13 protein-coding genes and 1 pseudogene are annotated in these 21855 nt (G+C 64.8%); 8 read left to right on the top strand and 6 right to left on the bottom strand.

What is annotated here, in order from left to right:
• Nucleotides 1–91: 91 nt before the first annotated feature.
• The 6 genes and pseudogenes from ACEF39_RS14995 to ACEF39_RS14970 all read left to right on the top strand — a co-directional run bounded on the left by ACEF39_RS14995 (nucleotide 92) and on the right by ACEF39_RS14970 (nucleotide 5129).
• Nucleotides 92–1336: a DUF418 domain-containing protein gene (locus tag ACEF39_RS14995; protein WP_500285617.1), complete on the top strand. Its 1245-nt coding sequence runs from the start codon at nucleotides 92–94 to the stop codon at nucleotides 1334–1336.
• A gap of 54 nt (nucleotides 1337–1390) precedes the next feature.
• Nucleotides 1391–1542 (top strand): annotated as a pseudogene (locus tag ACEF39_RS14990) (amino acid dehydrogenase); the annotation flags it as partial.
• The gene (gene gorA, locus ACEF39_RS14985; protein WP_500285616.1) at nucleotides 1539–2897 is read left to right on the top strand and encodes a glutathione-disulfide reductase; all 1359 of its coding nucleotides are present in this window, start codon (nucleotides 1539–1541) and stop codon (nucleotides 2895–2897) included. The pseudogene ACEF39_RS14990 and the gene gorA, both read left to right, overlap by 4 nt.
• A 207-nt stretch (nucleotides 2898–3104) precedes the next feature.
• The gene (locus ACEF39_RS14980; protein ID WP_500285615.1) at nucleotides 3105–4025 is read left to right on the top strand and encodes a DMT family transporter; all 921 of its coding nucleotides are present in this window, start codon (nucleotides 3105–3107) and stop codon (nucleotides 4023–4025) included.
• Entirely contained in the window at nucleotides 3932–4360 is a 429-nt protein-coding gene (locus ACEF39_RS14975; protein ID WP_500285614.1) for an MGMT family protein, read from the top strand. Before ACEF39_RS14980 ends, ACEF39_RS14975 begins: the two co-directional genes overlap by 94 nt.
• 94 nt (nucleotides 4361–4454) lie before the next feature.
• Nucleotides 4455–5129 (top strand): rhomboid family intramembrane serine protease, encoded by a 675-nt coding sequence (locus tag ACEF39_RS14970; RefSeq protein ID WP_099819012.1) that lies wholly within the window; start codon nucleotides 4455–4457, stop codon nucleotides 5127–5129.
• Nucleotides 5130–5305: 176 nt separating this feature from the next.
• Here ACEF39_RS14970 and ACEF39_RS14965 read toward each other — a convergent pair whose 3' ends face one another.
• Together ACEF39_RS14965 and ACEF39_RS14960 are read right to left on the bottom strand one after the other, a co-directional pair.
• Nucleotides 5306–6892 carry a phytoene desaturase family protein gene (locus ACEF39_RS14965; RefSeq protein WP_500285613.1) on the bottom strand — a complete coding sequence of 529 codons (1587 nt, stop codon included), beginning with the start codon at nucleotides 6890–6892 and terminating at the stop codon, nucleotides 5306–5308.
• Entirely contained in the window at nucleotides 6889–7371 is a 483-nt protein-coding gene (locus tag ACEF39_RS14960; RefSeq protein ID WP_500285612.1) for a VOC family protein, read from the bottom strand. The genes ACEF39_RS14965 and ACEF39_RS14960 overlap by 4 nt, the downstream gene beginning before the upstream one ends.
• A 125-nt stretch (nucleotides 7372–7496) precedes the next feature.
• On the opposite strand from ACEF39_RS14960, the gene ACEF39_RS14955 reads away from it, so the two are divergent.
• Together ACEF39_RS14955 and ACEF39_RS14950 are read left to right on the top strand one after the other, a co-directional pair.
• Complete coding sequence (locus tag ACEF39_RS14955) at nucleotides 7497–9152, top strand: saccharopine dehydrogenase family protein (protein WP_500285611.1); 1656 nt, start codon at nucleotides 7497–7499, stop codon at nucleotides 9150–9152.
• Nucleotides 9153–9471: 319 nt separating this feature from the next.
• Nucleotides 9472–12501 carry a TonB-dependent receptor gene (locus ACEF39_RS14950; RefSeq protein ID WP_500285610.1) on the top strand — a complete coding sequence of 1010 codons (3030 nt, stop codon included), beginning with the start codon at nucleotides 9472–9474 and terminating at the stop codon, nucleotides 12499–12501.
• Between the two features lie 130 nt (nucleotides 12502–12631).
• Here the strand turns inward: ACEF39_RS14950 and ACEF39_RS14945 are convergent.
• From ACEF39_RS14945 to ACEF39_RS14930, 4 genes are all read right to left on the bottom strand, one after another.
• Nucleotides 12632–13866 (bottom strand): IS3 family transposase gene (locus ACEF39_RS14945; protein ID WP_500285609.1). Its coding sequence is split into 2 segments (ribosomal slippage): nucleotides 12632–13515 and nucleotides 13515–13866, totalling 1236 coding nucleotides; the frame shifts between segments, so codons are not numbered across the junction.
• A 110-nt stretch (nucleotides 13867–13976) separates the two neighbouring features.
• Nucleotides 13977–15983 (bottom strand): M13 family metallopeptidase, encoded by a 2007-nt coding sequence (locus ACEF39_RS14940; protein WP_500285608.1) that lies wholly within the window; start codon nucleotides 15981–15983, stop codon nucleotides 13977–13979.
• Between the two features lie 172 nt (nucleotides 15984–16155).
• Nucleotides 16156–18261, bottom strand: coding sequence for a M13 family metallopeptidase (locus ACEF39_RS14935; protein ID WP_500285607.1), 2106 nt, complete (start codon nucleotides 18259–18261; stop codon nucleotides 16156–16158).
• Between the two features lie 188 nt (nucleotides 18262–18449).
• Nucleotides 18450–21380, bottom strand: a complete 2931-nt coding sequence (locus tag ACEF39_RS14930) for a TonB-dependent receptor domain-containing protein (RefSeq protein ID WP_500288033.1) — start codon at nucleotides 21378–21380, stop codon at nucleotides 18450–18452.
• Between the last annotated feature and the right edge of the window lie 475 nt (nucleotides 21381–21855).

The following is a 21855-nucleotide window of genomic DNA, read 5'->3' as shown; positions in this document are numbered from 1 at the left end:
CGATCGTGATGGCAGCAACGGCCCGCTTCGGCGGGCCGTTGCGTATGTGGAACAGGGCGGAGCCATCCATGGTCCGCAGGCCGGCGGCATAATGACGGACCTGCACGCCGGATGCCCCGTGAACACCGCTTCCCCTTCCCTGCAACCGGTGGCTTCCGGCGAACGCATCGCCCTGCTGGACATACTGCGTGGGTTTGCCCTGCTGGGCATCCTGTTGATGAACATCGAGGCCCTCAGCGGGCCGCTGGACCTGGCCTTCACCGGCATCGACGCCCATTGGCAGGGCATCGACTACTGGGCCGATGCCTTCGTCTACGTGTTCGTGCAGGGGAAATTCTTCACCCTGTTCTCGCTGTTGTTCGGTGCGGGCTTTGCGGTGATGGCCCAGCGTGCTGAAGCGGCGGGTCGCCAGTTCACGCCGTTCTACCTGCGCCGCAGCGCCGGGCTGTTGCTGATCGGCCTGTGCCACGCGCTGCTGGTCTGGTCGGGCGACATCCTGGTGTTGTATGCACTGGCCTCGCTGCCGTTGCTGGCCTGCCGCGAAGCACCGCGCAGCTGGCTGCCGTGGATGGGTCTGCTGGTGTATGCACTGGGTGTTGCGCTGATGCTGCTGGTCGGCGCAATGGTGTCGATGGCCACTCCGCAGGACCTGCAGAAGATGCTGGTCGACGCGCAGCAGGGCATCGACCAGCAACGTCTGGTGTATGGCCAGGGCGACTGGATGCAGGCCAACGTGCAGCGCCTGCAGGAGTTCGGCGCGTCGCTGGGTGGCATGTTCATTTCCGGACCCGAAGTGCTGGGCATGTTCCTGCTGGGTGCCTGGTTCGCTGGCAGCGGCGCATTGACCGCGCCGGAACGTTTCCCCCGGTTGTATGCCGGCCTGCGCTGGGTCGCGCTGCCTCTGGGCCTGCTGGTCACCCTGGCGGGTGTGTTGTGGAAGCCCTATCTGGCGCCGGGTGTCTATGACCTGCCGACCACCGCGGCAATGGCCCTGGTGGCCGTGGGCGGCGTGCCGATGTGCCTGGGCTACCTGGCCTGGATCGTGCACTGGCGTGCGCGCATGGGCTGGCTGGCGCCGGTCGGCCGGATGGCGCTGACCCATTACCTTGGTCAATCGCTGGTCTGTACGTTGCTGTTCTATCACTACGGGCTGGGGTGGTTCGACGCAGTGCCGCGTGCCTGGCAGCTGCTGTTGGCCTTGCTGCTGTTCGCTGCGCAGGTAATCCTCAGCCGTCTGTGGCTGCGCCGTTTCCGCTTCGGTCCGATGGAATGGTTGTGGCGTGCGATGACGTACCGGCAATGGCCAGCGATGCGCCGTGGGGCCGGGCAGGGCTGATCGATGCTGGCCACGCACAACTCTTCCTGCGTGGCTGCGTGCATCGCCACGCGTGTCGCTGCATACCCTCACGTCTGGCCTGCAGCGGGCCATGGCATGCTCGCAGCAGCATGAGTGCCTGCGCCAGCCAGCTGCCTGTCGATCTTCTCTGCGGGCGCGCGCCCGCCATCGATCCTGTTCCCTGTCGACCCGAGCGATTCCGATGAACACTCCCTCTTATGACTACGATCTGATCGTCCTTGGCGGCGGTTCCGCTGGCCTGGCCGGCGCCATCCGCGCTGCGCAGCATGGCAAGCGTGTTGCCCTGCTGGAGCCGGGTGAACTGGGCGGCACCTGCGTGAATGTAGGTTGCGTGCCGAAGAAGGCGATGTGGCTGGCGGCCGACCTGGCCGAGCGCATCGGCCTTGCCAACGCGATGGGCTTCGACGTGGAGGCGCGCCCGGCGCTGTCGTGGAAAGAACTGGTGATCCATCGCCAGGCCTACATCAGCAACATCCACACCAGTTATCACAAGCGCCTGGATGAAACCGGCGTGGTGCGTATTCCGGCCCGTGGCCATCTGCTGGATGCGCACACCGTGGCGTGCAGTGATGGCGTGCAGTACAGCGCTGCACAGATCCTCATCGCTACCGGGGCGCATCCGCAGCGGCCCGACATTCCCGGCGCCGAACTGGGCCTGGTGTCCGATGACTTCTTCGACCTGCGTGCGGCACCGGCCGAGGTCGCCATCATCGGCGGCGGCTACATCGCGGTGGAACTTGCCGGGCTGTTGCAGGCGCTGGGCAGCAAGGTGAGCCTGCTGGTACGTGGCAGTCGCCTGCTGGAGCGCTTCGACTACGAGCTGACCGCGCAGCTGGCCGAGAACCTGCGCCAGCAGGGTGTCCGCATCCACTTCGATTACCGTCTGCGTGAGTTGAAGCGTGACGGCGAACGCGTGCGCGCTTTCGGCCATGACGGTCCGACCGACAGCATGTTCGATGCCGTGTTCTTCGCGACCGGTCGGCGCGGCAACAGCAGGGATCTGGGCCTGGAGGCGCTGGGCATCGGCATTGGCGAACACCAGCAGGTGGAGGTGGACGAGTGGCAGACCACGGCGGTACCAAGCGTGCATGCGGTCGGTGACATCGCAGGCAAGGTCGGCCTGACGCCGGTCGCCGTGGCTGCATCGCGACGTCTGATGGATCGTCTGTTTGGTGGCCGCCCGGACGCGAAGATGGACTATGACAATGTGGCCAGCGTGGTGTTCTCGCACCCGCCGCTGGGCGCAGTGGGCATGAGCGAGGAAGACGCACGTGCGCGCTTCGAGCAGGTGACGGTGTACCACAGCCGGTTCCGGCCGATGCTGCAGGCACTGGCCAACGGCACCCAGCGCAGCCTGTTCAAGATGGTGTGTGCCGGGCCGGAGGAGCGTGTGGTCGGCGTGCACCTGCTGGGCGAAGCGGCCGACGAGATCCTGCAGGGTTTCGCGGTGGCGGTGAAGATGGGTGCGACCAAGGCCCAGTTCGACGACACGGTGGCGATTCACCCGACGTCTGCTGAAGAGGTGGTGTTGATGCGCTGAGCCGACGCTCACGGTAGTGCCGGCCGCTGGCCGGCAACCTCTGTTGGTAGGTGTCGACCTTGGTCGACACGGTAGATCCACGCCATGCGTGGATCAGGCGTTGCAGTGGGCATGAACGGAAATCGGGTCGTTCGCCCGGAAGTGCCATGAGACAATTGGAAGCAATCCGGCTCCTTCCAGCCGCCCGTGCGGCCCGTTTTCTTCCTGATGTCTACTTCTTCCCCCCGTATCGCCACCTCGTCCCCGCGCATCGCCTTGGGCGGCATTGGCCTGGCTGCGATCGGCGCCATTGCCGCCTCGGGCAAGGCGATCATCGTCAAGCTGGGGCTGCGCCATGGCGTGGATGCCACCACGCTGCTGGCGCTGCGCATGCTGATGGCGCTGCCCCTGTTCGCGCTGATGGCGGTGTGGGCTTCGCGCCGTGCGGAGCGACTGTCCTGGGCTGACCGCGCACGCGTGCTGTGGCTCGGCTTCACCGGTTACTACCTGTCCAGCCTGCTGGATTTCCAGGGCCTGCAGTACATCAGCGTGACCTTGGAACGGTTGATCCTGTACTTGAACCCGACCCTGGTGCTGCTGATCAACGTGCTGCTGGCGCGGCAGCGGCCGGGTCGATGGCAGATCGGTGCGCTGGTGCTCAGCTATCTCGGCGTGCTGATCGCGTTCGGCCATGACCTGCAGCGCGAAGGTGGGCAGATCATTCTCGGCAGCCTGCTGGTGATGGGCAGCGCGCTCAGCTATGCGCTCTATCTGTTCGGCAGCGGGCAGGTGGTCGCTCGTATCGGCGCAGTTCGTCTGACCGCCTACGCCAGCTGCGTGGCCAGTGTGCTGGTGCTGCTGCATTTCACCATCACCCATCCGCTGCCGTTGCTGTGGCAGGCCCCCGCTGCCGTGCAGTGGCTGTCGCTGATCAATGCGACGGTCTGCACCGTGCTGCCGGTGCTGGCGATCATGCTGGCGGTGCAGCGCGTCGGCTCGTCGCTGGCCGCGCAGGTCGGTATGCTGGGCCCGGTTTCCACCATCGTGATGAGCCTATGGCTGCTCGACGAACCGATGGGGCCGGCGCAGATCGTCGGCACCGTGCTGGTCCTGCTCGGCGTACTGCTGGTGACGCGGCTGCGCCGCTGACGCCGGAGCAGGCGCGTGCGCGCATCCTGGCGGTTATCCATGCGATTCCGCCGGGACAGGTGATGGGCTACGGCCAGGTCGCGATGCGCGCGGGCCTGCCCGGACGCGCCCGGCTGACCGCGCGCATCCTCGGCCAGAATGAGGATCCCTTGCTGCCCTGGCACCGGGTGCTGCGCTCGGATGGGCGCATCGCCATGGCCGAAGGTTCGGCCGGCTGGCGCGAGCAGTCGCAGCGGCTGCGTGCCGAGGGTGTCGTCGTGGAAAACGGGCGGGTGCGGATGCCCGCAGTCGACCCGGCGGCGGCGCTGGATGCCGCCGTATGGGGGCCGGGTTGATCGCTGCCTGCGACTGAACGGGCGACCGTCCGCTCGGGTCAAAAAAGGGCCGGTGCTGCGGCTATGATGGAGGCCGTTCGATGCCGGTGTCCCCATGTTCCCGCGACTGCCAACCGTTACCAAGGCCCTGTTGATCGCCAACGCGATCCTGTTCCTGCTGCAGCAGCCGTTCCTGCTCGGCATGCAGACCTTCGAGCCGTTCATGCTGCAGCCACTGCAGCAGGGTTTCGATGCGTTCTCGCCGGGCGGCAACTTCCAGCCCTGGCAGCTGCTGACCTACGGTTTCCTGCATGGCAGCTTCTTCCATCTGTTCTTCAACATGCTGGCCGTCTTCATGTTCGGCGCGCCGCTGGAGCAGACCTGGGGTGAGAAGCGCTTCCTGATCTATTACCTGGTGTGCGTGGTCGGCGCCGGCCTGTGCCAGTTGCTGGTCGGCACCATGCTCGACAATCCGGCCACGGTGCTGGGGGCTTCCGGTGGCGTGTTCGGTCTGCTGCTGGCCTACGGCATGCTGTTCCCCAACCAGCGGGTGATGCTGCTGTTCCCGCCGATTCCGATGAAGGCGCGTACGTTCGTGATCCTGTTCGGTGTCGGCGAGCTGGTGCTGGGCATGACCGGTTGGCAGCCGGGCGTGGCCCACTTCGCGCACCTGGGCGGCATGCTGTTCGGCTGGCTGCTGATCCGCTACTGGCGCGGCCAACCGCCGTTCAACAAGCGTCGTCCCCCCGGCCCGCCGAAGCGCCCGAACCATCTGCGCAGCGTCAAATGAGCCGCAGGCTCATTTGACGCTGTGGGTGCCAACCTTGGTTGGCACGCTTTGACGCCGGTAGATGCCAACCTTGGTTGGCACTCACCTCTGCCACGTTGTGCCAACCAAGGTTGGCGCCTACCAACAGCAGGTAATGCAGGCGGCGGGTTGTACCCACATCCACGCATGGCGTGGATCTACTGGTCCTGCAGCACCACCTGCGCTGCATTGTGCCCGGGTGCACCGGTCACCCCACCGCCCGGATGCGTACCCGCGCCGCACAGGTACAGGCCGGGCAGGGCGCCGCGATAGCCGGCCTGGCCGACCATTGGCCTCGCCGAGAACAACTGGTTGGCGCTGAGCGCGCCGTGGAAGATGTCACCGCCGATCAGTCCGAACGTCCGTTCCAGATCCAACGGTGAGAGCGCCTGTCGACCGAGCACGCTGCCGGCGAAGCCGGGGGCGAAGTGATCGACGGTGGCGATCATCAGGTCGGCGACAGTATCGCGGTGGTCATCCCAGTGACGGCCATCGGGAAGCTCCGGCGCCACGTGCTGGCAGAACAGGCTGGCCACATGCTGGCCGGGTGGCGCCAGCGAGTCGTCCAGCGTGCTCGGAATCAGCATCTCCACGATCGGCTCGCGCGACCAGCCCTCGCGGCGTGCATCCAGCCAGGCACGGTCCATGTAATCCAGGCTGGGCGCCATGATGATGCCGGCACTGAGGTGGTCGCCAGGGCCGGGCAGGGCGCGGAAATCCGGCAGTCGCGACAGCGCCACGTTCATCCGGAACGTGCCCGAGCCGCAGCGCCAGTTCGCCATGCGTTCGCGGGTGGTGGCTGGAACCTGCGCAGGCAGCAGCAGCTGTTCGTACAGCAGCTTCGGATTGACGTTGGCCACCACGGCACGTGCGCGCAGGCTCTCACCGCCGGACAGCGTGACGCCGACCACGCGTCCGTCTTCAACCAGCAGGCGCTGCACGCCGGCATCCACGCGCAGCTCTGCACCTGCCGCACGCGCGGATGCGGCGATGGCCTGGCTGATCGCGCCCATGCCACCGATGGCATGGCCCCAGGCACCCTTGACCCCGTTGCACTGGCCGAACACGTGATGCAGCAGCACGTAGGCGCTGCCTGGCGTGTAGGGGCTGGCGTAGTTGCCGACAATGCCATCGAAACCGAACAGGGCCTTGATCGGCTCGCTCTCGAACCAACGGTCCAGGTACTCCGCGGCCGACAGGGTGAACAGATCCAGCAGTTCCTGCCGCAATGCAGGATCGAGTGCGGCCAGCTCGCGCCCCAGCCGGCCCATCTGCCACAGCGCGGGCAGCGCGCGCCAGCCGGCTGTCACCCCGAGGTCGGGCGGCGGACGCAGCGCCCAGTCGCGCAGCACGTCGGCAAATACTTCCAGGCGAGCCTCATAGGCGGGCAGCGCCTGCGCATCGCGCTCGGAAAATTTCGCCACTTCAGCCTGGGTGCGGCCCGGTGCAGACAGCAGGTGGCGACCGTCGGGCAACGGCAGGAAGTTGTTGGCCTGCCGCGCGACGATGCGCAGCCCGTGCGCATGCAGCTGCAGTTCCTCGATCACCTTCGGCTGCAGCAGCGATACCGTGTACGAGGCCACCGAGTTGCGGAAGCCCGGGTGGAACTCCTCGGTGACCGCAGCACCGCCGAGTACGCCGCGGCGCTCCAGCACCAGCACGCGTTGCCCCGCGCGCGCCAGATACGCCGCACACACCAGCCCGTTGTGGCCGCCGCCAACGATGATCGTGTCCCACGTCGTCATGCGTTGCGGATCGCCGCTTCGATGGTGGCGATGTCGATCTTCTTCATCGGCATCATCGCGTTGAAGGCGCGCTTGGCCAGGGCCTTGTCCTCGCTGGTCACCGCTTCGATCAGCATGCGTGGGCTGATCTGCCAGGAGATGCCCCAGCGGTCCTTGCACCAGCCGCATTGGCTCTCCTGGCCACCATTGCCGACGATGGCATTCCACAGGCGATCGGTCTCGGCCTGGTCCTCGGTGGAAATCTGGAAGGAGAACGCTTCGCTGTGCTTGAAAGTCGGGCCGCCATTGAGGCCGACGCAGGGGACGCCGCAGACCGTGAATTCGACGGTGAGAACGTCGCCCTGCTTGCCGTCGGGGAAGTCACCCGGCGCGTGATGCACGGCGGTTACTTCACTGTCGGGAAAGGTCTTTGCATAGAACGTGGCGGCCTCAAGCGCGCCGCTGTCGTACCAGACGCAGATGGTGTTCTTGTGAGCCATGGTGGGGCTCCGCAGTGGACGAAGGCGCAGCGATAGCACGCGTGGTGTTAATGCCGGATCGTGCTGCACTGCGGGAGCGGGCGGCGTCGCGCTACCATGGGCAGACGACACGACAGGGACGATGCGTGAAGATCCTGATTCTGGGTGGATATGGGGTGTTCGGGGGGCGTCTGGTCCGCTTGCTGGCGGACCTGCCGATGCTGGAACTGCTGATCGGTGGCCGCAACCTGGCGGCGGCACAGGCCTTCTGTGCAAGCTATGTGGGGCAATCGACGCTGCGCCCGCTGCAGGTCGACCGGCAGCAGCTGGCTGCGGCTTTGCAGGCCGAGCGACCGGCCCTGGTAGTGGATGCCTCCGGTCCTTTCCAGGACTACGGCGAACATCGCTACGGCGCGATCGAAGCCTGCATCGCCGCCGGCATTGATTATCTGGACTTCGCCGACGCGGCGGACTTCGTATTCGGCGTTTCGCAGTACGACGCGCAGGCCAGGGCCGCCGGCATCTACGTGCTTTCGGGCGTCAGCAGCTTCCCGGTTTTGACCGCGGCGGTACTGCGCGAAATGGCCACGCACATGGACATCGTCAGCGTGGAAGGCGGTATCGCGCCATCGCCGTATGCCGGCATTGGTCTGAATGTGATGCGTGCGGTCGTCGGCTATGCCGGTGCGCCGGTGAAGCTGCGCCGCAATGGTCGCGATGGGCACGGCATCGGCCTGGCCGAGAGTCGCCGCTTCACCGTCGCGGTGCCGGGGCGGCTGCCGCTGCGCAACCTGCATTTCTCTCTGGTGGATGTGCCCGATCTGCAGGTGCTGCCGCCCGAACACCCGGCGATGACCGACATCTGGATAGGAGCTGGCCCGGTGCCGGAAATCCTGCATCGCGTGCTGAACCTGTTGGCCAAGGCGCGCCTGCATCTGAAACTACCGTCGCTGGAGCCGTGCTCGCGGTGGTTCTACACGGTATTGAACCTGATGAAGTTCGGCGAGCATCGCGGCGGCATGATCGTGCGTGCGGTTGGTACCTGCGGCGGTGCGCGGGTGGAACAGAGCTGGCACCTGCTGGCCGAGGCCGATGACGGCCCGTACATTCCGTCGATGGCGATCGAGGCGGTGATCCGCAAGCAGCTGGCCGGTGATCGGCCGGCGCCCGGGGCGCGCGCGGCCACGCATGCACTGGAGTTGAGCGACTACGACCGCCTGTTTGAAGGCCGCACCATCCACACCGGTTTCCGCCGGGACATGCCCGGTGCCAGCCTATACCAGCGCGTGCTTGGCAGCGCATATGCGCAACTGTCGGCCAGCGTGCAGGCGCTGCACGCACCGTCTGCAGCCAAGCGCTGGAGCGGCACGGCGTCGGTCGAGCGTGGTCGCGGACTGCTGTCGCGGTTGCTGGGGAAGGTGTTCGGTTTCCCTGCCGAGGGCGGGAACGTGCCGGTCAGTGTGGAGTTCAGCCCGGAGGCGGGCGGCGAGCGCTGGACGCGGACATTTGCCGGCCGTCGTTTTTCTTCGTTGCAGACGCAGGGGCAGGGGCGCAACGAAGCGCTGCTGGTCGAGCGTTTTGGTGTGGTGTCGGTAGCGTTGGCGCTGCTGGTGGAGAACGGGCGGCTGCAGCTGGTGCCGCGGCGATGGTCGATCCTGGGCATGCCGTTGCCGCGCGCGCTGCTGCCGGGGGACAACAGCTTCGAGCATGAAGTGGACGGGCGATTCGTGTTCGACGTGGAGATCGGCGCGCCAGTGGTGGGGCGGATCGTGCATTACCGGGGAACGTTGGAGGCGGTGTGATGGGTATCGGTGCAGCGCTGGATACGCCATGAGTGTCGGAACCGGAACGCGGGGCTGTCGTATCGAACGCTTAACACAACGCATCGACCGCGTCCCTGTGACGTATGTGACCTCTGTTGTCCTGCTGCGGATGCTGTCGCCACGGTGTGGCTGATTGGCTGGAATTCCCATGTTTTCAGGCATCTGGCCCGATTCAAAGGCGTCGTCGATGCCCGCTTGTTGACGCTTTCGCCATGATTCATCGCGTGTTGCAGCACTGTCTCGCGAAGGACACCCGTGCCTATAAATCCCCGTCAGTTTCATCACGGGAGAGAGTTTCATGGCATTTGCATCCACGCATCGTGTGTTGAAGCGCTGTGCGCTTTCGGCAGTCTTGTTTTCCATCGTTGGTGCCGTTGCTGCTCAGAGCACGACGGGTACGTTGTACGGCACCGCCGCCGGTGGCGAAGGCGCTACCGTTGTCGCCCAGAGCGACAGCGGTCTGCGGCGGACGGCAGCCATCGATGCACAGGGCCGCTACAGCTTTGGCGCGTTGCCGGTGGGACGCTACAGCGTCAGCGTGCAGCGCGACGGCCGTGTCATCGAGCAGCAGGACAACGTCCAGCTGCGCGTGGGCAGTGGTACCGAAGTGAGCTTCGCCGCACATGGCCCGGCCATCACGCTGGACGCGGTCAACGTCACTGCAGCAAACCTGCCGAAGATCGATGTGACCCACACGGTCTCCAAGTCCGTCATCACGTCCGAACAACTGGATGTGCTGCCGCTGGGCCGAAGTGCCGAGGCCATCGCTCTGTTGGCCCCGGGGGTGGTCGCCGGCAGCGGTGAATTCTCCAACGGTTCGCGATCCGTGCTGTCGTTCGGCGGCGCAAGCGTTACCGAGAACGCCTACTACCTTAACGGCTTCAATGTCACCGACCCGCTGAGCAACCTCGGCGGCATCAGCCTGCCCTATGGTTCCATCGATCAGCAGGAGACCTTCACCGGCGGGTACGGCGCCGGCTATGGCCGCTCCACCGGCGGTGTCATCAACCAGCTGGGAAAACGCGGCACCAACCGGTGGCGGTTCGGTGCCCAGGTGACGTGGGCACCGGCGGAGCTTTCCGAGTCGCCGGCATCGGTCAACTACCCCGACATGGTCCTGCCGGATGGATATGCCTACGAGAACGAGTCCAAGCCGGGCACGTTGTACCGCTACCGTCGGGGGGACAAGGCGACTACCACCACCTACAGCGGGTATGTCAGCGGACCGCTGATTGAAGATCGGTTGTTCATCCATCTCGCGGCGGAGTCGGAACGGCGCGAAGGCATCTCCACAGCCAGCGAAGCCAGCGCGCAGCAGGCCCGCAACCACTACCGCGTGGATACACCGAAGTTCTACGGCAAGATCGACTGGAACATCAACGACAGCAACACGCTGGAATACACCCGCTTCCAGGACAATGATCGCTATGGCGGGTACTACACGGAGTTCGAATACCCGTCGTTGGCCGAAGGGGGGCGCACCGGCACCTTCCCCAACACCACCAAGGCCAGCACCGATGTCGACATCTTCAAGTACACCGGGTACCTCAACGACGACCTGACCTTGAGCGCAGTGTGGGGGCGCACGCGCGTCGGCAACTTGGAATTCAATCCATTGGATTCGGGCAACCCCTACATCAGTGGTGCCGGGAACCAGGATCCGACCCTCACTGGTGGAACGCCGGTCCGCAACGACCAGGCCGACCTGTATACCAAGGCCTCCGATGCGGGCAGCAGGACACAGGGCCTGCGCATGGATCTGCAGTACCGCATCGGTAACCACGAACTGACCGCCGGCATCGACAACATGGCCTACTGGGCGAACAACGAAGGCCAGTCCATGACCGGCCCAGGTCATGCCTGGATCTACTCCCGCGGCAATCCGGATGCGTCGCCAAACCCCGGCCTCGGCATCGCACCGCCGGGCGGCAATGGCTATTTCGTGCAGAAGTACATCTCCACCACCACCACCAGCATGTCGGTGAAGCAGAAGGCCTACTACCTGGAAGACCGCTGGCAGCTGACTCCCGAGTGGCTGCTGACACTGGGCCTGCGCAATGATCGTTTCACCAACTACAACAGCGATGGGCTTGCGTATGTGGAAAGTGGCGACCAGTGGGCGCCGCGATTGGGCGCCAGTTGGGACGTGTTCGGTGACGCATCGCTGAAGGTCTTCGCCAACCTTGGCCGCTACTACCTGGCATTGCCCAACAGCGTGGCCATCCGTGGTGCGTCCGCGTCGACCTTCACCCGTGAGTACTTCACCTATACGGGCATTGACGCCGACGGCAATCCCACGGGCCTGACGCCTCTGGGCGACGGTCCGGTATCAACCAACAACGAGTACGGCCAAGCTCCGGATCCCCTTTCGGTGGCGCCCACGGACCTGCGTTCCCAGTACCAGGATGAGCTGATCCTGGGCTTCGAAAAAACCTTGGGCACTACCTGGAACAGTGGCGCAAAACTGACCTTCCGCCGGCTGCAGTCGGCCATCGACGATACCTGTGATTCCGGGCGCTTCGCCGACCGGCTCGCTGGCATGGGCCTGGATCCCGATGCGTACGAGCTCCCCGGCTGCGTGATCTTCAACCCGGGGCAGACCAATTCGTTCCAGGTGCGCCATCGCGATGGGTCCGGCTATACGCCGGTCAGCATGAGCGCGTCCGATTGGGGCTACGACGGCAAGAAGGCCAAGCGCGACTACGTCGCGGTGGATCTGTTCATCGAACACCCGATGTCCGAGCGCTGGTACGCGCGCCTTGACTACACCTGGTCGCGCAGCTTCGGCAACACCGAAGGGCAGGTGAGATCCGATATCGGTCAGGATGATGTTTCCAAGACCCAGGATTGGGATGCGGTGTCGCTGATGGAGTATGCCGGTGGCTACCTGGCCAATGATCGCCGGCATCAGTTGAAGGCATTCGGTGCGTATCAGATCAATGACGAGTGGACCGCCTCGGCGACCGTGCGCGTGATGTCTGGCATGCCCAAGAACTGCCTGGGCTACTACGGAAGCGACCAGAGCGATCCGGCGCATGGCTACGGCTCGGCGTACCACTACTGCAATGGCGAACCGTCACGACCCGGCGATGCCGGCCGACAGCCGTGGACGGCGCAGCTGGACATGGGGGTGCTGTACCGGCCAGCGTTTGCCGACAATCGCCTTGGCCTGGGGTTGAATGTCTTCAACGTACTCAACCAGCGGCGTCAGCTGCAGTCGACTGCGACGTACCAGACAAGTCCGGATACGGTTTCCAATCTCTACGGCATGGGAACCCACTTCACGCCGCCGCGTACGGTTCGCCTGACCGCCTCGTACGATTTCTGACCTGCGCGCATAGCGGCTCACTCTCCGCATGGGTTGGCTTGGCCCTGATTCGTCAGGGTCCTTTTCCAGCAGAGCTCTTGACCCGTCCTGCCATAGGTTGACACCTATGGGGTGGATGATCCGGCCGCCGTCAGGCGGCCAAGGACGCCCGGTGCATCGCATCGGGCGTCTGCATTTTAAGGGACAGGTGGGGGCGCTCGGCGTTGTAGATCTCCACTGCCTCAGCCACCATCTGCCGAGCCTGTCCCAGGTCCCGTGGGCGACGGAGCAGAAACTCGCATTTGAGGATCCCGTTGATCCGCTCTGCCAGAGCGTTCTGATAGCAATCGTAGCCGTCGGTCATGGAGCAGGTCAGGCCGTGCTTGGCATGGATCTTCTGATAGTTGTCCAAGCAGTACTGGATGCCCCGATCCGAATGGTGGATCAGCCGTTGCCTCGTTTTCCGGGTTTTCAGGGCCATCTCCAATGCCTGCGCGGTATGTTCGGTCTGCAGCGTCTCATTCACGCTCCAGCCTACGATCTTGCGTGACCACGCATCGGTAACAAGGCTCAGGTAAACGAACTTCCCATCTGTTGGTAGATAGGTGATGTCAGCCACCCACACCTGTTCGCAGCCACTGGGAACGATGCATCCTTCACCGGATTTGAGCAGATTGGGATGCTTGCGGAAGCGATGATGGCTATCGGTCGTCTTGTGATACGCGCGGCGCTGCGGCACCAGCAAGCGCGCTTCTCGGAGCACGTCAAATAAACGATCGCGCCCCAGAGCGATCCCCGCCGCCTGCAGCTTCGGCTCAATCAGATGGTGCAGCTTGCGCGTACCGACCCGAGGCTGGCGCGCGCGGCAGTCGCTCACCAGCGACAGTGCCGTAGCATCAGCAGCGTCTCGCCGCTGATGGCGGTGACCGGCCTGATAGAACGCCTGCCGACTGATGCCGAAATGGCGGCAAGCCCTTGCCACGCTTACGCCTTTGAGGCGCCCTTGCGTGAGGACTTGCCGGAAGGCTTTTTTACGATTTTTACCCCGTAATCCTCTTTGAGGACATCCACGATGGCCTCGAACAACTGCGCCTTCTCGTTTGCCTCCCGCAACTGGACCTGCAGGGCCTTGATCTGTTGTTCCGGCGTCAGCGGCTTGGCCGCCCCGGCTTTGGGGACAGTGCTCATGGGAGGCAATGATGCCCCAGCTGACCAATCCTGCCGACCATGCCGACGAAGCCAGGAAAGCACCGTGCTGCGCCCTTGGATCCCATAACGCTCCTGGGCCTTTTTGTAGGTCAGCTCCCCGCGCTCGACCTGGTCTACCACCGACAACTTGAAGGCCAGCGAGTAATCCCGTTGGCTGCGCCTGATTGTTGATTTCATTGAACATTCCTTTTCCAGAGGGAAAAGGTGTCAACCCAATTCAGGACGGGTCATCTCGACAAAAAAGGGCGCCCGAAGGCGCCCTTTTCATCAACACGAAACCATCAACCTCAGCGCCAGACCTTGATCTGCTCGGCGTCGGTACGCTGCATCGGCTGACCCGGCTTGCAGCTGAAGCTGGCGCCGAACGCCGGCAGGTTCGACAGCGGGCCGTTGGTGCGCCAGCGGCCCGGTGCACGGATGTCGGCGGTCAGGCGGCGTGCGGCCTCGTTCGGCGACAGCTGCTGCGGCCACAGCGCGGCCCAGGCGCGGAAGAAGCCCTGCTGCTGTGCCGGCTTGGCCTTCGGCTCCTGCGCGGTGTAGGCGGCCCAGGCCAGTTCCAGACCGGCGATGTCGGCCAGGTTCTCTTCCTGGGTCAGCGTGCCGTTGACCTTGGCTCCCTTCACGCCGGGGAACTCGTAGCCGCCGTACTGGGTGGCGACACGGGTACCGAGGAGGGTCCAGGCGGTCTTGTCGGCCGGCGTCCACCAGCTGCGCAGTTCGCCCCTGGCATCGACCAGTGCACCCTTGGCGTCGATCGCGCGGGTCAGCTCGTGGCCGACCAGGCCGCCGAAGCTGCCGAACTTGTCCGCGGCGTCGGCCTTGGCGTTGAACACCGGACCCTGCAGGATCGCGGCGGTGACGATCAGCCGGTTCTGCGCCAGGTCATAGGCCAGCGACGGCTGCTGCGGCAGCACGTCCCAGCGGCGGTCGGCGTTGCCCTTGCCGATGCGCTTCATTTCCTCGCGATGACGCCAGGTGGAAGCGATCAGCATGTTGCCGCCGAACGAACCACGGCCCATCGGCTGCACGCTGTAGTCCAGGTCACGCAGCGGGGTGCCGATCTCGATCTTCAGCGCGGCCAGCTTGGCCTGCGCTTCGGTCTTGGCCTCGGCGCTCATCCAGCTGTTGTTCTTGACCGCCTCGATCTGCACTTCACGCACCTTGTCGACGATCCAGGCCGCCTGGCGACGGTCTTCGGCGGACAGGTAACGCGCGGCGTATTCGCGACCGACCATCGGGCCGGCGGCCACGTTGATCGCGTCCAGCACGCTTTCCCAGCGCTGCGGCGGCAGGGTCTCACCACGCAGCACGCGGCCACGGAACTCGAACTCCGCATCGCGGTACGCCTTGGACAGGTACGGCGCCATCGAGTCACCCACGCGCCAGCGCAGGTAGGCCTTCCACTGGTCCGGCTTGAGCTTGGTGACCATGCCGTCGAGCTGCTTGAACAGCGCCGGGTCGGCGAGCGACACCAGGTCATCGTTGACGCCCTGCGCCTTCAGGAACGCATCCAGCTGCAGGTTGCGGTAGCGGCTGTTGAGGTCCTTGGTGGAGATCGGCGCGTAGTTGTTGAACGGGTTGTTGATGCCCGCCAGCGACTGCGCATTGCGGGCCAGTTCGGTTTCCAGCGCGATCACCGCCTGCGACTCCGCGTCCAGCTTGGCCGCCGGGGTGCCGGTCAGTGCGAGGATCTGCTTGACGTAGTTACGGTAGCGGCCCATCAACGCGACGGTGTCGGCGTCTGTGCGGGTATAGAAGGCCGGATCAGGCAGGCCCATGCCGCCCTGCATGAAGTAACCGATGTGGCGGTCCAAAGCCTTCAGGTCCACATCGGGGCCGAAGTTGAAGGCCACCGGGATGCCGACCTGGTGCAGCGCGGCGATCGAGGCCGGAACATCCTTGGCCTTCTTGATCGCATTGATGCGGGTCAGCAGCGGCGCGATCGGGTTGGAGCCATCGGTTTCCACTGCAGCTTCGTCCAGGCCGCTGGCCCAGAAGTCGCCCAGCAGCTTCTGCACGTTGCCCTGCGGCGCCTTCATCGAGGCGTCCAGCAGTTCACGCTGTTGCTGCCGGCTGCGATCGACCAGCTGGCCCAATGCGGTGGCGGCACCGGTCTGCGGCACCGGGTTGGCCTTCAGCCAGCCCGCGTTGGTGACATCGTAGAAATCGCTGCACTGCGCACTGACGGCCGGGGCGCGTGCGGCCTTCTTCTTGGCAGCGAACGCATCGTGGGTCGGAACCAGGGTCGCCAGGCTGATGCCCAGGGCGATGGCAAGCGGACGGAAGTTGGGCATGTAGAACGAATCCGTGATGGATTGAGGGCGGGCGAACTATAGCAAGCCGGGCAGGGTGGGAGATGCATGCGCTGTGACGTCTGCAACGACGCAGATGATCTCCACCGCGCGGAAATACAAAGGCCCGGGAAATCCCGGGCCTCTGCAGGCAAACCGTGGCCTCAGCCGCGGCTTACCAGATCACCACCTGCGAATCGCCGGTGCGCGACATCGGCGTACCCGGCTTGCACTGGAAGGCCGCGGTGAAGGTCGGCAGGTTCGACGGCGCACCGATGGCGCGGAACTGTGCCGGCGCGTGCGGGTCGGTTGCCAGGCGGACCTTGGCGTTCTCCGGGGTGTACTTGGTGCGCCACACGGTAGCCCAGTTGAAGAAGAAGCGCTGATCGCGGGTGAAGCCATCGATCTTCGCGTCTTCCTTGCCGGCCGACGCCTTCTGCAGCGCGTCGTAGGCGGTGGCCAGGCCCCCCAGGTCGGCGATGTTCTCGCCCAGGGTCAGGTGGCCGTTCACGGCCTGGCCGTCGACCTTGTACTGGTCGAACTGCTTGACCAGCTTGCCGGTCAGACCAGCGAAGTTCTTCGAATCGGCTTCGGTCCACCAGTTCTCGAAGTTGCCGGTCGGCCCGAAGCGGCTGCCCTGATCGTCGTAACCGTGGGTCATTTCGTGGCCGATGACCGCACCGATACCGCCGTAGTTCAGCGCGTCGTCGGCCTTGGCATCGAAGAACGGCGGCTGCAGGATGGCGGCCGGGAACACGATCTCGTTCTGCAGCGGGTTGTAGTAGGCATTGACCGTCTGCGGGGTCATGCCCCATTCGGTCTTGTCCACCGGCTTGCCGATCTTGGCCAGGTTGTACTGGTAGTTGAACGCGGTGGCCGCGCGCACGTTGCCCAGGTAGCTGTCGCGGTTGGTCTGCAGGCCCGACCAGTCACGCCACTTGTCCGGGTAGCCGATCTTCGGAGTGAAGGTTTCCCACTTGGCGATGGCCTTGGCCTTGGTCTCTTCGCTCATCCAGGACAGGCCCTGGATGCGTTCCTTCAGCGAGGCGGCCAGGTTCTTCACCAGCTCTTCCATCTTCGCCTTGGCTTCCGGCGAGAAGGCGACCTTCACGTACAGCTGGCCGAAGGCTTCGCCGGCGTCGTTCTCGATGGTGCCCAGCACACGCTTCCAGCGCGGCTTCTGTTCCTTCTGGCCATTGAGGGTCTTGCCGTAGAACTCGTAGTTCTCCTGCACGAATGCATCGGCCAGGTACGGCGAGGCACTGTCCACGGTGTGGAAGCGCAGGTAGGCGCGCCACACCGACGGATCGGTATCGCCCAGCGCCTTGCTCACTTCCTGGTGGAAGGCCGGGATGGCCAGCGAGAACTTCTCCGGCGCGGCAACATTCTGCGCCTTGAAGAACTCGGTCCAGCTGAAGTTCGGGGTCAGCGCATCGGCCTCGGCCAGGCTGACCGGGTGGTAGTACAGCGAGACATCGCGCGACAGCTCGACGCTGGACTTGGACGCCTTGGCCAGGCGGGTTTCGAACTTGACGACTTCTTCAGCCTGCTTTGCGGCATCGGCAGCGGCGACGCCGGACAGTTCCAGCACCTTGGCCACGTGGGCCTGATAGGCCTTCAGCTTGTCGGCCTTGGACGCATCGGTATAGAAGGTCTTGTCCGGCAGGCCCAGGCCGCCCTGGCTGGCGTAGGCCATGTTCACGGCCGAGTTCTTGAAGTCGGCTTCGGCGCCGAAGCCGAACAGCACGTTCTCGCCCTTGGCGGCGCTGGTGCGCAGGTAGTTGGCGATGGCGGCCTTGTCCTGCAGGCCATCGATCGCAGCCAGGTCGGCCTTCAGCGGCTCGATGCCCTGGGCGTTGACCTTGGCTTCGTCCATGCCGGTGGCCCACAGGTCGCCGACGATCTTCTCGATGCCGGCCGGGTTCTTGACCTGCGCGACCTGCTCGGCCAGCTGGTGCTGCACGGCCACCGAACGCTCGTCGAGGATGGTGAAGGCGCCCCAGCTGGTGCGGTCGCCCGGAATTTCGTTGGCGGCCAGCCATTTGCCGTTGACGTAGTCGCCGAAGGCGGTGCAGGCATCAAGGTTGCTGTCCAGATCGCTGGCCTGGAAGGCGTTGTAGGCCGGCAGCTTGCTCTCGTCGAGCTTGTAGGTGGTGGCGGCGTCGGCCGCGGCCGGCGTGGAGGCGGTGGCATCCTTTGCCGGGGTTTCGTTCTTGCCGCAGCCGACCAGCGCGGCCGAAACGGCCAGGGTCAGCAGCACGATCTTGGGAGTACGGGTCACTTGAATGGCCTCCAGGCCGAGTGAGTCAGGGAAGGGCCGGGGGAACGGCCGTGGGCCGAACGATACGCCGCCGGCCCACACTGCAAGGGTGTCGAAGGTCATGGCCGGGCGCAAGGGGGCCTTGCTGGCACCGGAAAAAGACAGACCCGGCAAAAGCCGGGTCTGTCGGGGTGCTGCATGTTGCTGGATCAGAACTTGTAGGTCGCGCCCATGTACATGTAACGGCCGATGTTGTCGTACATCGCCGAACCGACGTCGGAGCCGAAGTAGTTCACCGGCGGATCCTTGTCGAAGGCGTTGTCCACGCCCAGGTAGACGTCGATCTTGTCGCCCGGGAAGCGGTAGCCGAACTGGAAGTTGTGGTAGACGTACGAGCCGTTGCGGATCGGGCTGCTCTGGCCCGGATTGGCCTGGTAGCTCTTCGGCTGCACGCGCAGGTTGCTGCTCACATAGTTCAGGTCCCACGACGCGCGCCACTGACCCAGCGAGTACTTGGTCTGCAGCGAACCGCGCCAGCGCGGGTCGGTCACCCAGGTGACGTTCTCGTCGTACTCGGTCGGGAAGTCCTGGAAGGCCCATTCACGCGACTGCAGCAGCCGGGTGCCGACCAGGCGGATCACCGTGTCGCCCTCAGCCAGCTTGAAACGGTAGTCCATTTCCAGATCGACACCGACGCGACGCGAACGAGCCAGGTTTTCGTTCAGTGCAACCCAACGGCTGATCGAATGCTCCGGGAAGGTCCGGCCGCCTGCATCGGTCATGCCACCGACCGGTGCGCGCTCGATGAAGCCGCAGAAGCTGTTGTTGATGCCTCCCGGCGAGTCCACGCAACGCGTTGCGTTGGTCTGACCTGAGACGGCACCGATGGCGTCCTTCAGGCTGATCCACCAGTAGTCCACGGACATGCCGAAGCCCTGCAGGAAGTCGGGCTGCCAGACCAGGCCATAGGTGAAGCTGCGCGCGCGCTCCGGCTTCAGGTTCGGGTTGCCGCCGCTGACGCCGGGGCGGTTCGCGGAGTACGTGTCGACCCAACCCACCGGCACGCCCAGCGCCGAGCAGTTGGCCTGGCGCAGGGCCGGGTCAGCTGCGGTATTCGGACGATTTGAATTGGTGGCCAGATAGTTGCAGGGATCGGCAATGGTGGCGAAGTTCTCGCTCTGCGGGTTGTACAGTTCGCCGATGCTCGGCGCACGCACCGCCTGCGACAGGGTGCCGCGGGCGCGCAGGGACGGAATGATCGTCCAGTCCAGGCCGACCTTCCAGGTGGTGGTCTTGCCGATGCTGCTGTAATCGGACCAGCGGCCGGCAGCGTCCATGGTCAGGTTGTAGATGCCCGGGATGTCGGCCAGCAACGGCACGGTAGCTTCGACGAACGCTTCGCGCACGTCGTACTTGCCCATCCGGTTGGGAATCGCGTTGAGGAAGGTCAGGCCCTGCGCTGCCAGCGGATCGGTGATTTCGCGGCTCTTCTCGCGGCGGTATTCCACGCCACCGGCCACGCCGACGTCGCCTGCCGGCAGGCTGAACAGCGAGGCGTTGGCCAGCGAGGCGCTGAACACCGACTGCTGCAGGCGCGAATAGTTGAACGACCTGACGTTCATCCAGTCACGTGCGGCCTGGGTCACTGCACCGTTGCCGAACACCGAGAACGGGACGCAGCCTTCGCGGGCGAACTGCGAGTACACGCGGTTGCCGTTGTTCGGGTTGGTGGCGTTCGGGTTCAGCGTGGTGCGGCAGACGATCTGGCCGGTGGACGGATCGACCACGGTGTCCAGGCCTGCCTGCCAACGCTCATTGATACGATTGTTGAGGTTCCAGCGCTTGACTTCGCTCTGGCCCCAGTTTCCGTATACATCGTAGGTCCAGTTCTCGGTCAGGTTGCCTTCCACGCCGAGCACGAAGCGCTGGGTGTTGCGCTCCACGTGCTCGCCACGCTGGCCGGCATCGACGTTGAAGCGGCTCAGGGTCAACTGGCTGGCGCCGTTGGCGGCCATCAGCGCGCGCAGCTGCGGCGAAACGTAGGCATTGTCGCGCTGGATGCGCAGGGTCTGGTCGAACGACGGCTGGGCCAGGAAGTCCGACACGGTCTCGGTGTACTTGCCTTCGAAGTACAGGCGGTGGTTGTCGGTCAGATCGAAGTTGACGACCGTATTGACGCTCTTGCGGTCGAAGCCGGGCTGCAGATCGGCCACCGAATTGAGGTCGGCGAAGTCGCAGTTGACGCAGCTGGTGGTGCTCGGCATCACGCCGTCATAGCGCTGCGGGCGGTAGGTGCCGTCCGGATTGAACTGGTAACGGTTGCCCCAGGTCGCCTTGTTGGTGGGCGAGAACGCACCCAGCGTGAAGGTGCCGCCGAAGGAGATCGAGTGGTTGCCACCCGGGCCGCTGAGCACGGTCTGCGGATTGCTTTCGTTGGAGGGCTTGGTCGGGTCGTAGTTCGGGTTCGGCACCGACACCAGGAATTCGTTGCCGATGGCGCGGTCGCTGCGGACGAAACGGTCCTGCTTGCTGTATTCCAGGGCGATCGCCGCGCTGCCGCGGCCATTGGCGAAGTCGGTACCTGCCGAGGCGCTGATGAAGGAGCGGTTGAAGCCGCCCTCACTGGCCATGCCGGTCTGGGCGCGCACTTCGGCGCCGTCGAACGACTTCTTCATGATGAAGTTGACGACGCCGGCCACGGCATCGGCGCCGTACACGGCCGAGGCACCACCGGTGATGACTTCAACGCGTTCGATCCACTCGACCGGGATCGTGTTGACGTCGACTGCCGAGGAGCCGGAGGTCGCACCGACATGGCGGCGGCCATTGACCAGCACCAGCGTACGCGAGGTGCCCATGCCGCGCAGGTCCATCAGGCCCACACCGGCGGTGCCGATGAAGCGGGTGGAATTACCCAGCGTATAGGTCGGGCTCAGCGCCGGCAGGCGCGCCATCAGGTCGCCGATGTTGTTGGCGCCGGTGGCGCGGATTTCTTCGGCAGTGATGGCGGTGACCGGCGAGGGGGTCACGAAGCCGGTACGCGCGATGCGCGAGCCGGTCACGCTGACGCGGTCCAGGTCGATCGGATTGTTGCCGGAGCTGGCCTCCTGGGCCAGAGCCGGGGCCGCAGCAGCCATCATCAGGCCGGCGAGCAGGGCGTTGGTCAGCGGGTGGCGACCGGGCGTGCGGTAGTGCGTCATCAGGTGAATCCCCCCTAGTGGAAAGAGATCGACCACCTCCCTGTGTCTGTTATGTGGATGTTCATGTGTCGTCCTGACGTTCATCGAACCTAACACGCGCTTAACGGAAAAAGCATGGGTTCGTCACATTTCCTTGTGGAATGAGGGGTTCTCGATCATCAAATTGCAACAATTACAGGGGTTTAGTCTCAGTTGTGATAAGCGAACTTTGTTTTCTCTTCGCTTTATGAATTGGGTGTTAAGCGCACCTTTGCGCAATCTGGCGGTTGGCGGGTGGGGCGCTTGCCTCAAGGAGAGGCGTAGCGAGGACGCCAGACAGCTCCATTGATGCCGTTCTCCCTGCCTCTCTTGATCTTTCTGGCAGCCATTGCAAAGCCAGGCCAGCGTCGGGCCGTGATCGAGGGAGGAGGAGGGG

Source organism: Stenotrophomonas indicatrix (assembly GCA_041545745.1).
GTDB classification, from domain to species: Bacteria; Pseudomonadota; Gammaproteobacteria; order Xanthomonadales; family Xanthomonadaceae; genus Stenotrophomonas; species Stenotrophomonas indicatrix_A.
This window is presented reverse-complemented; position numbering and strand designations above follow the sequence as displayed.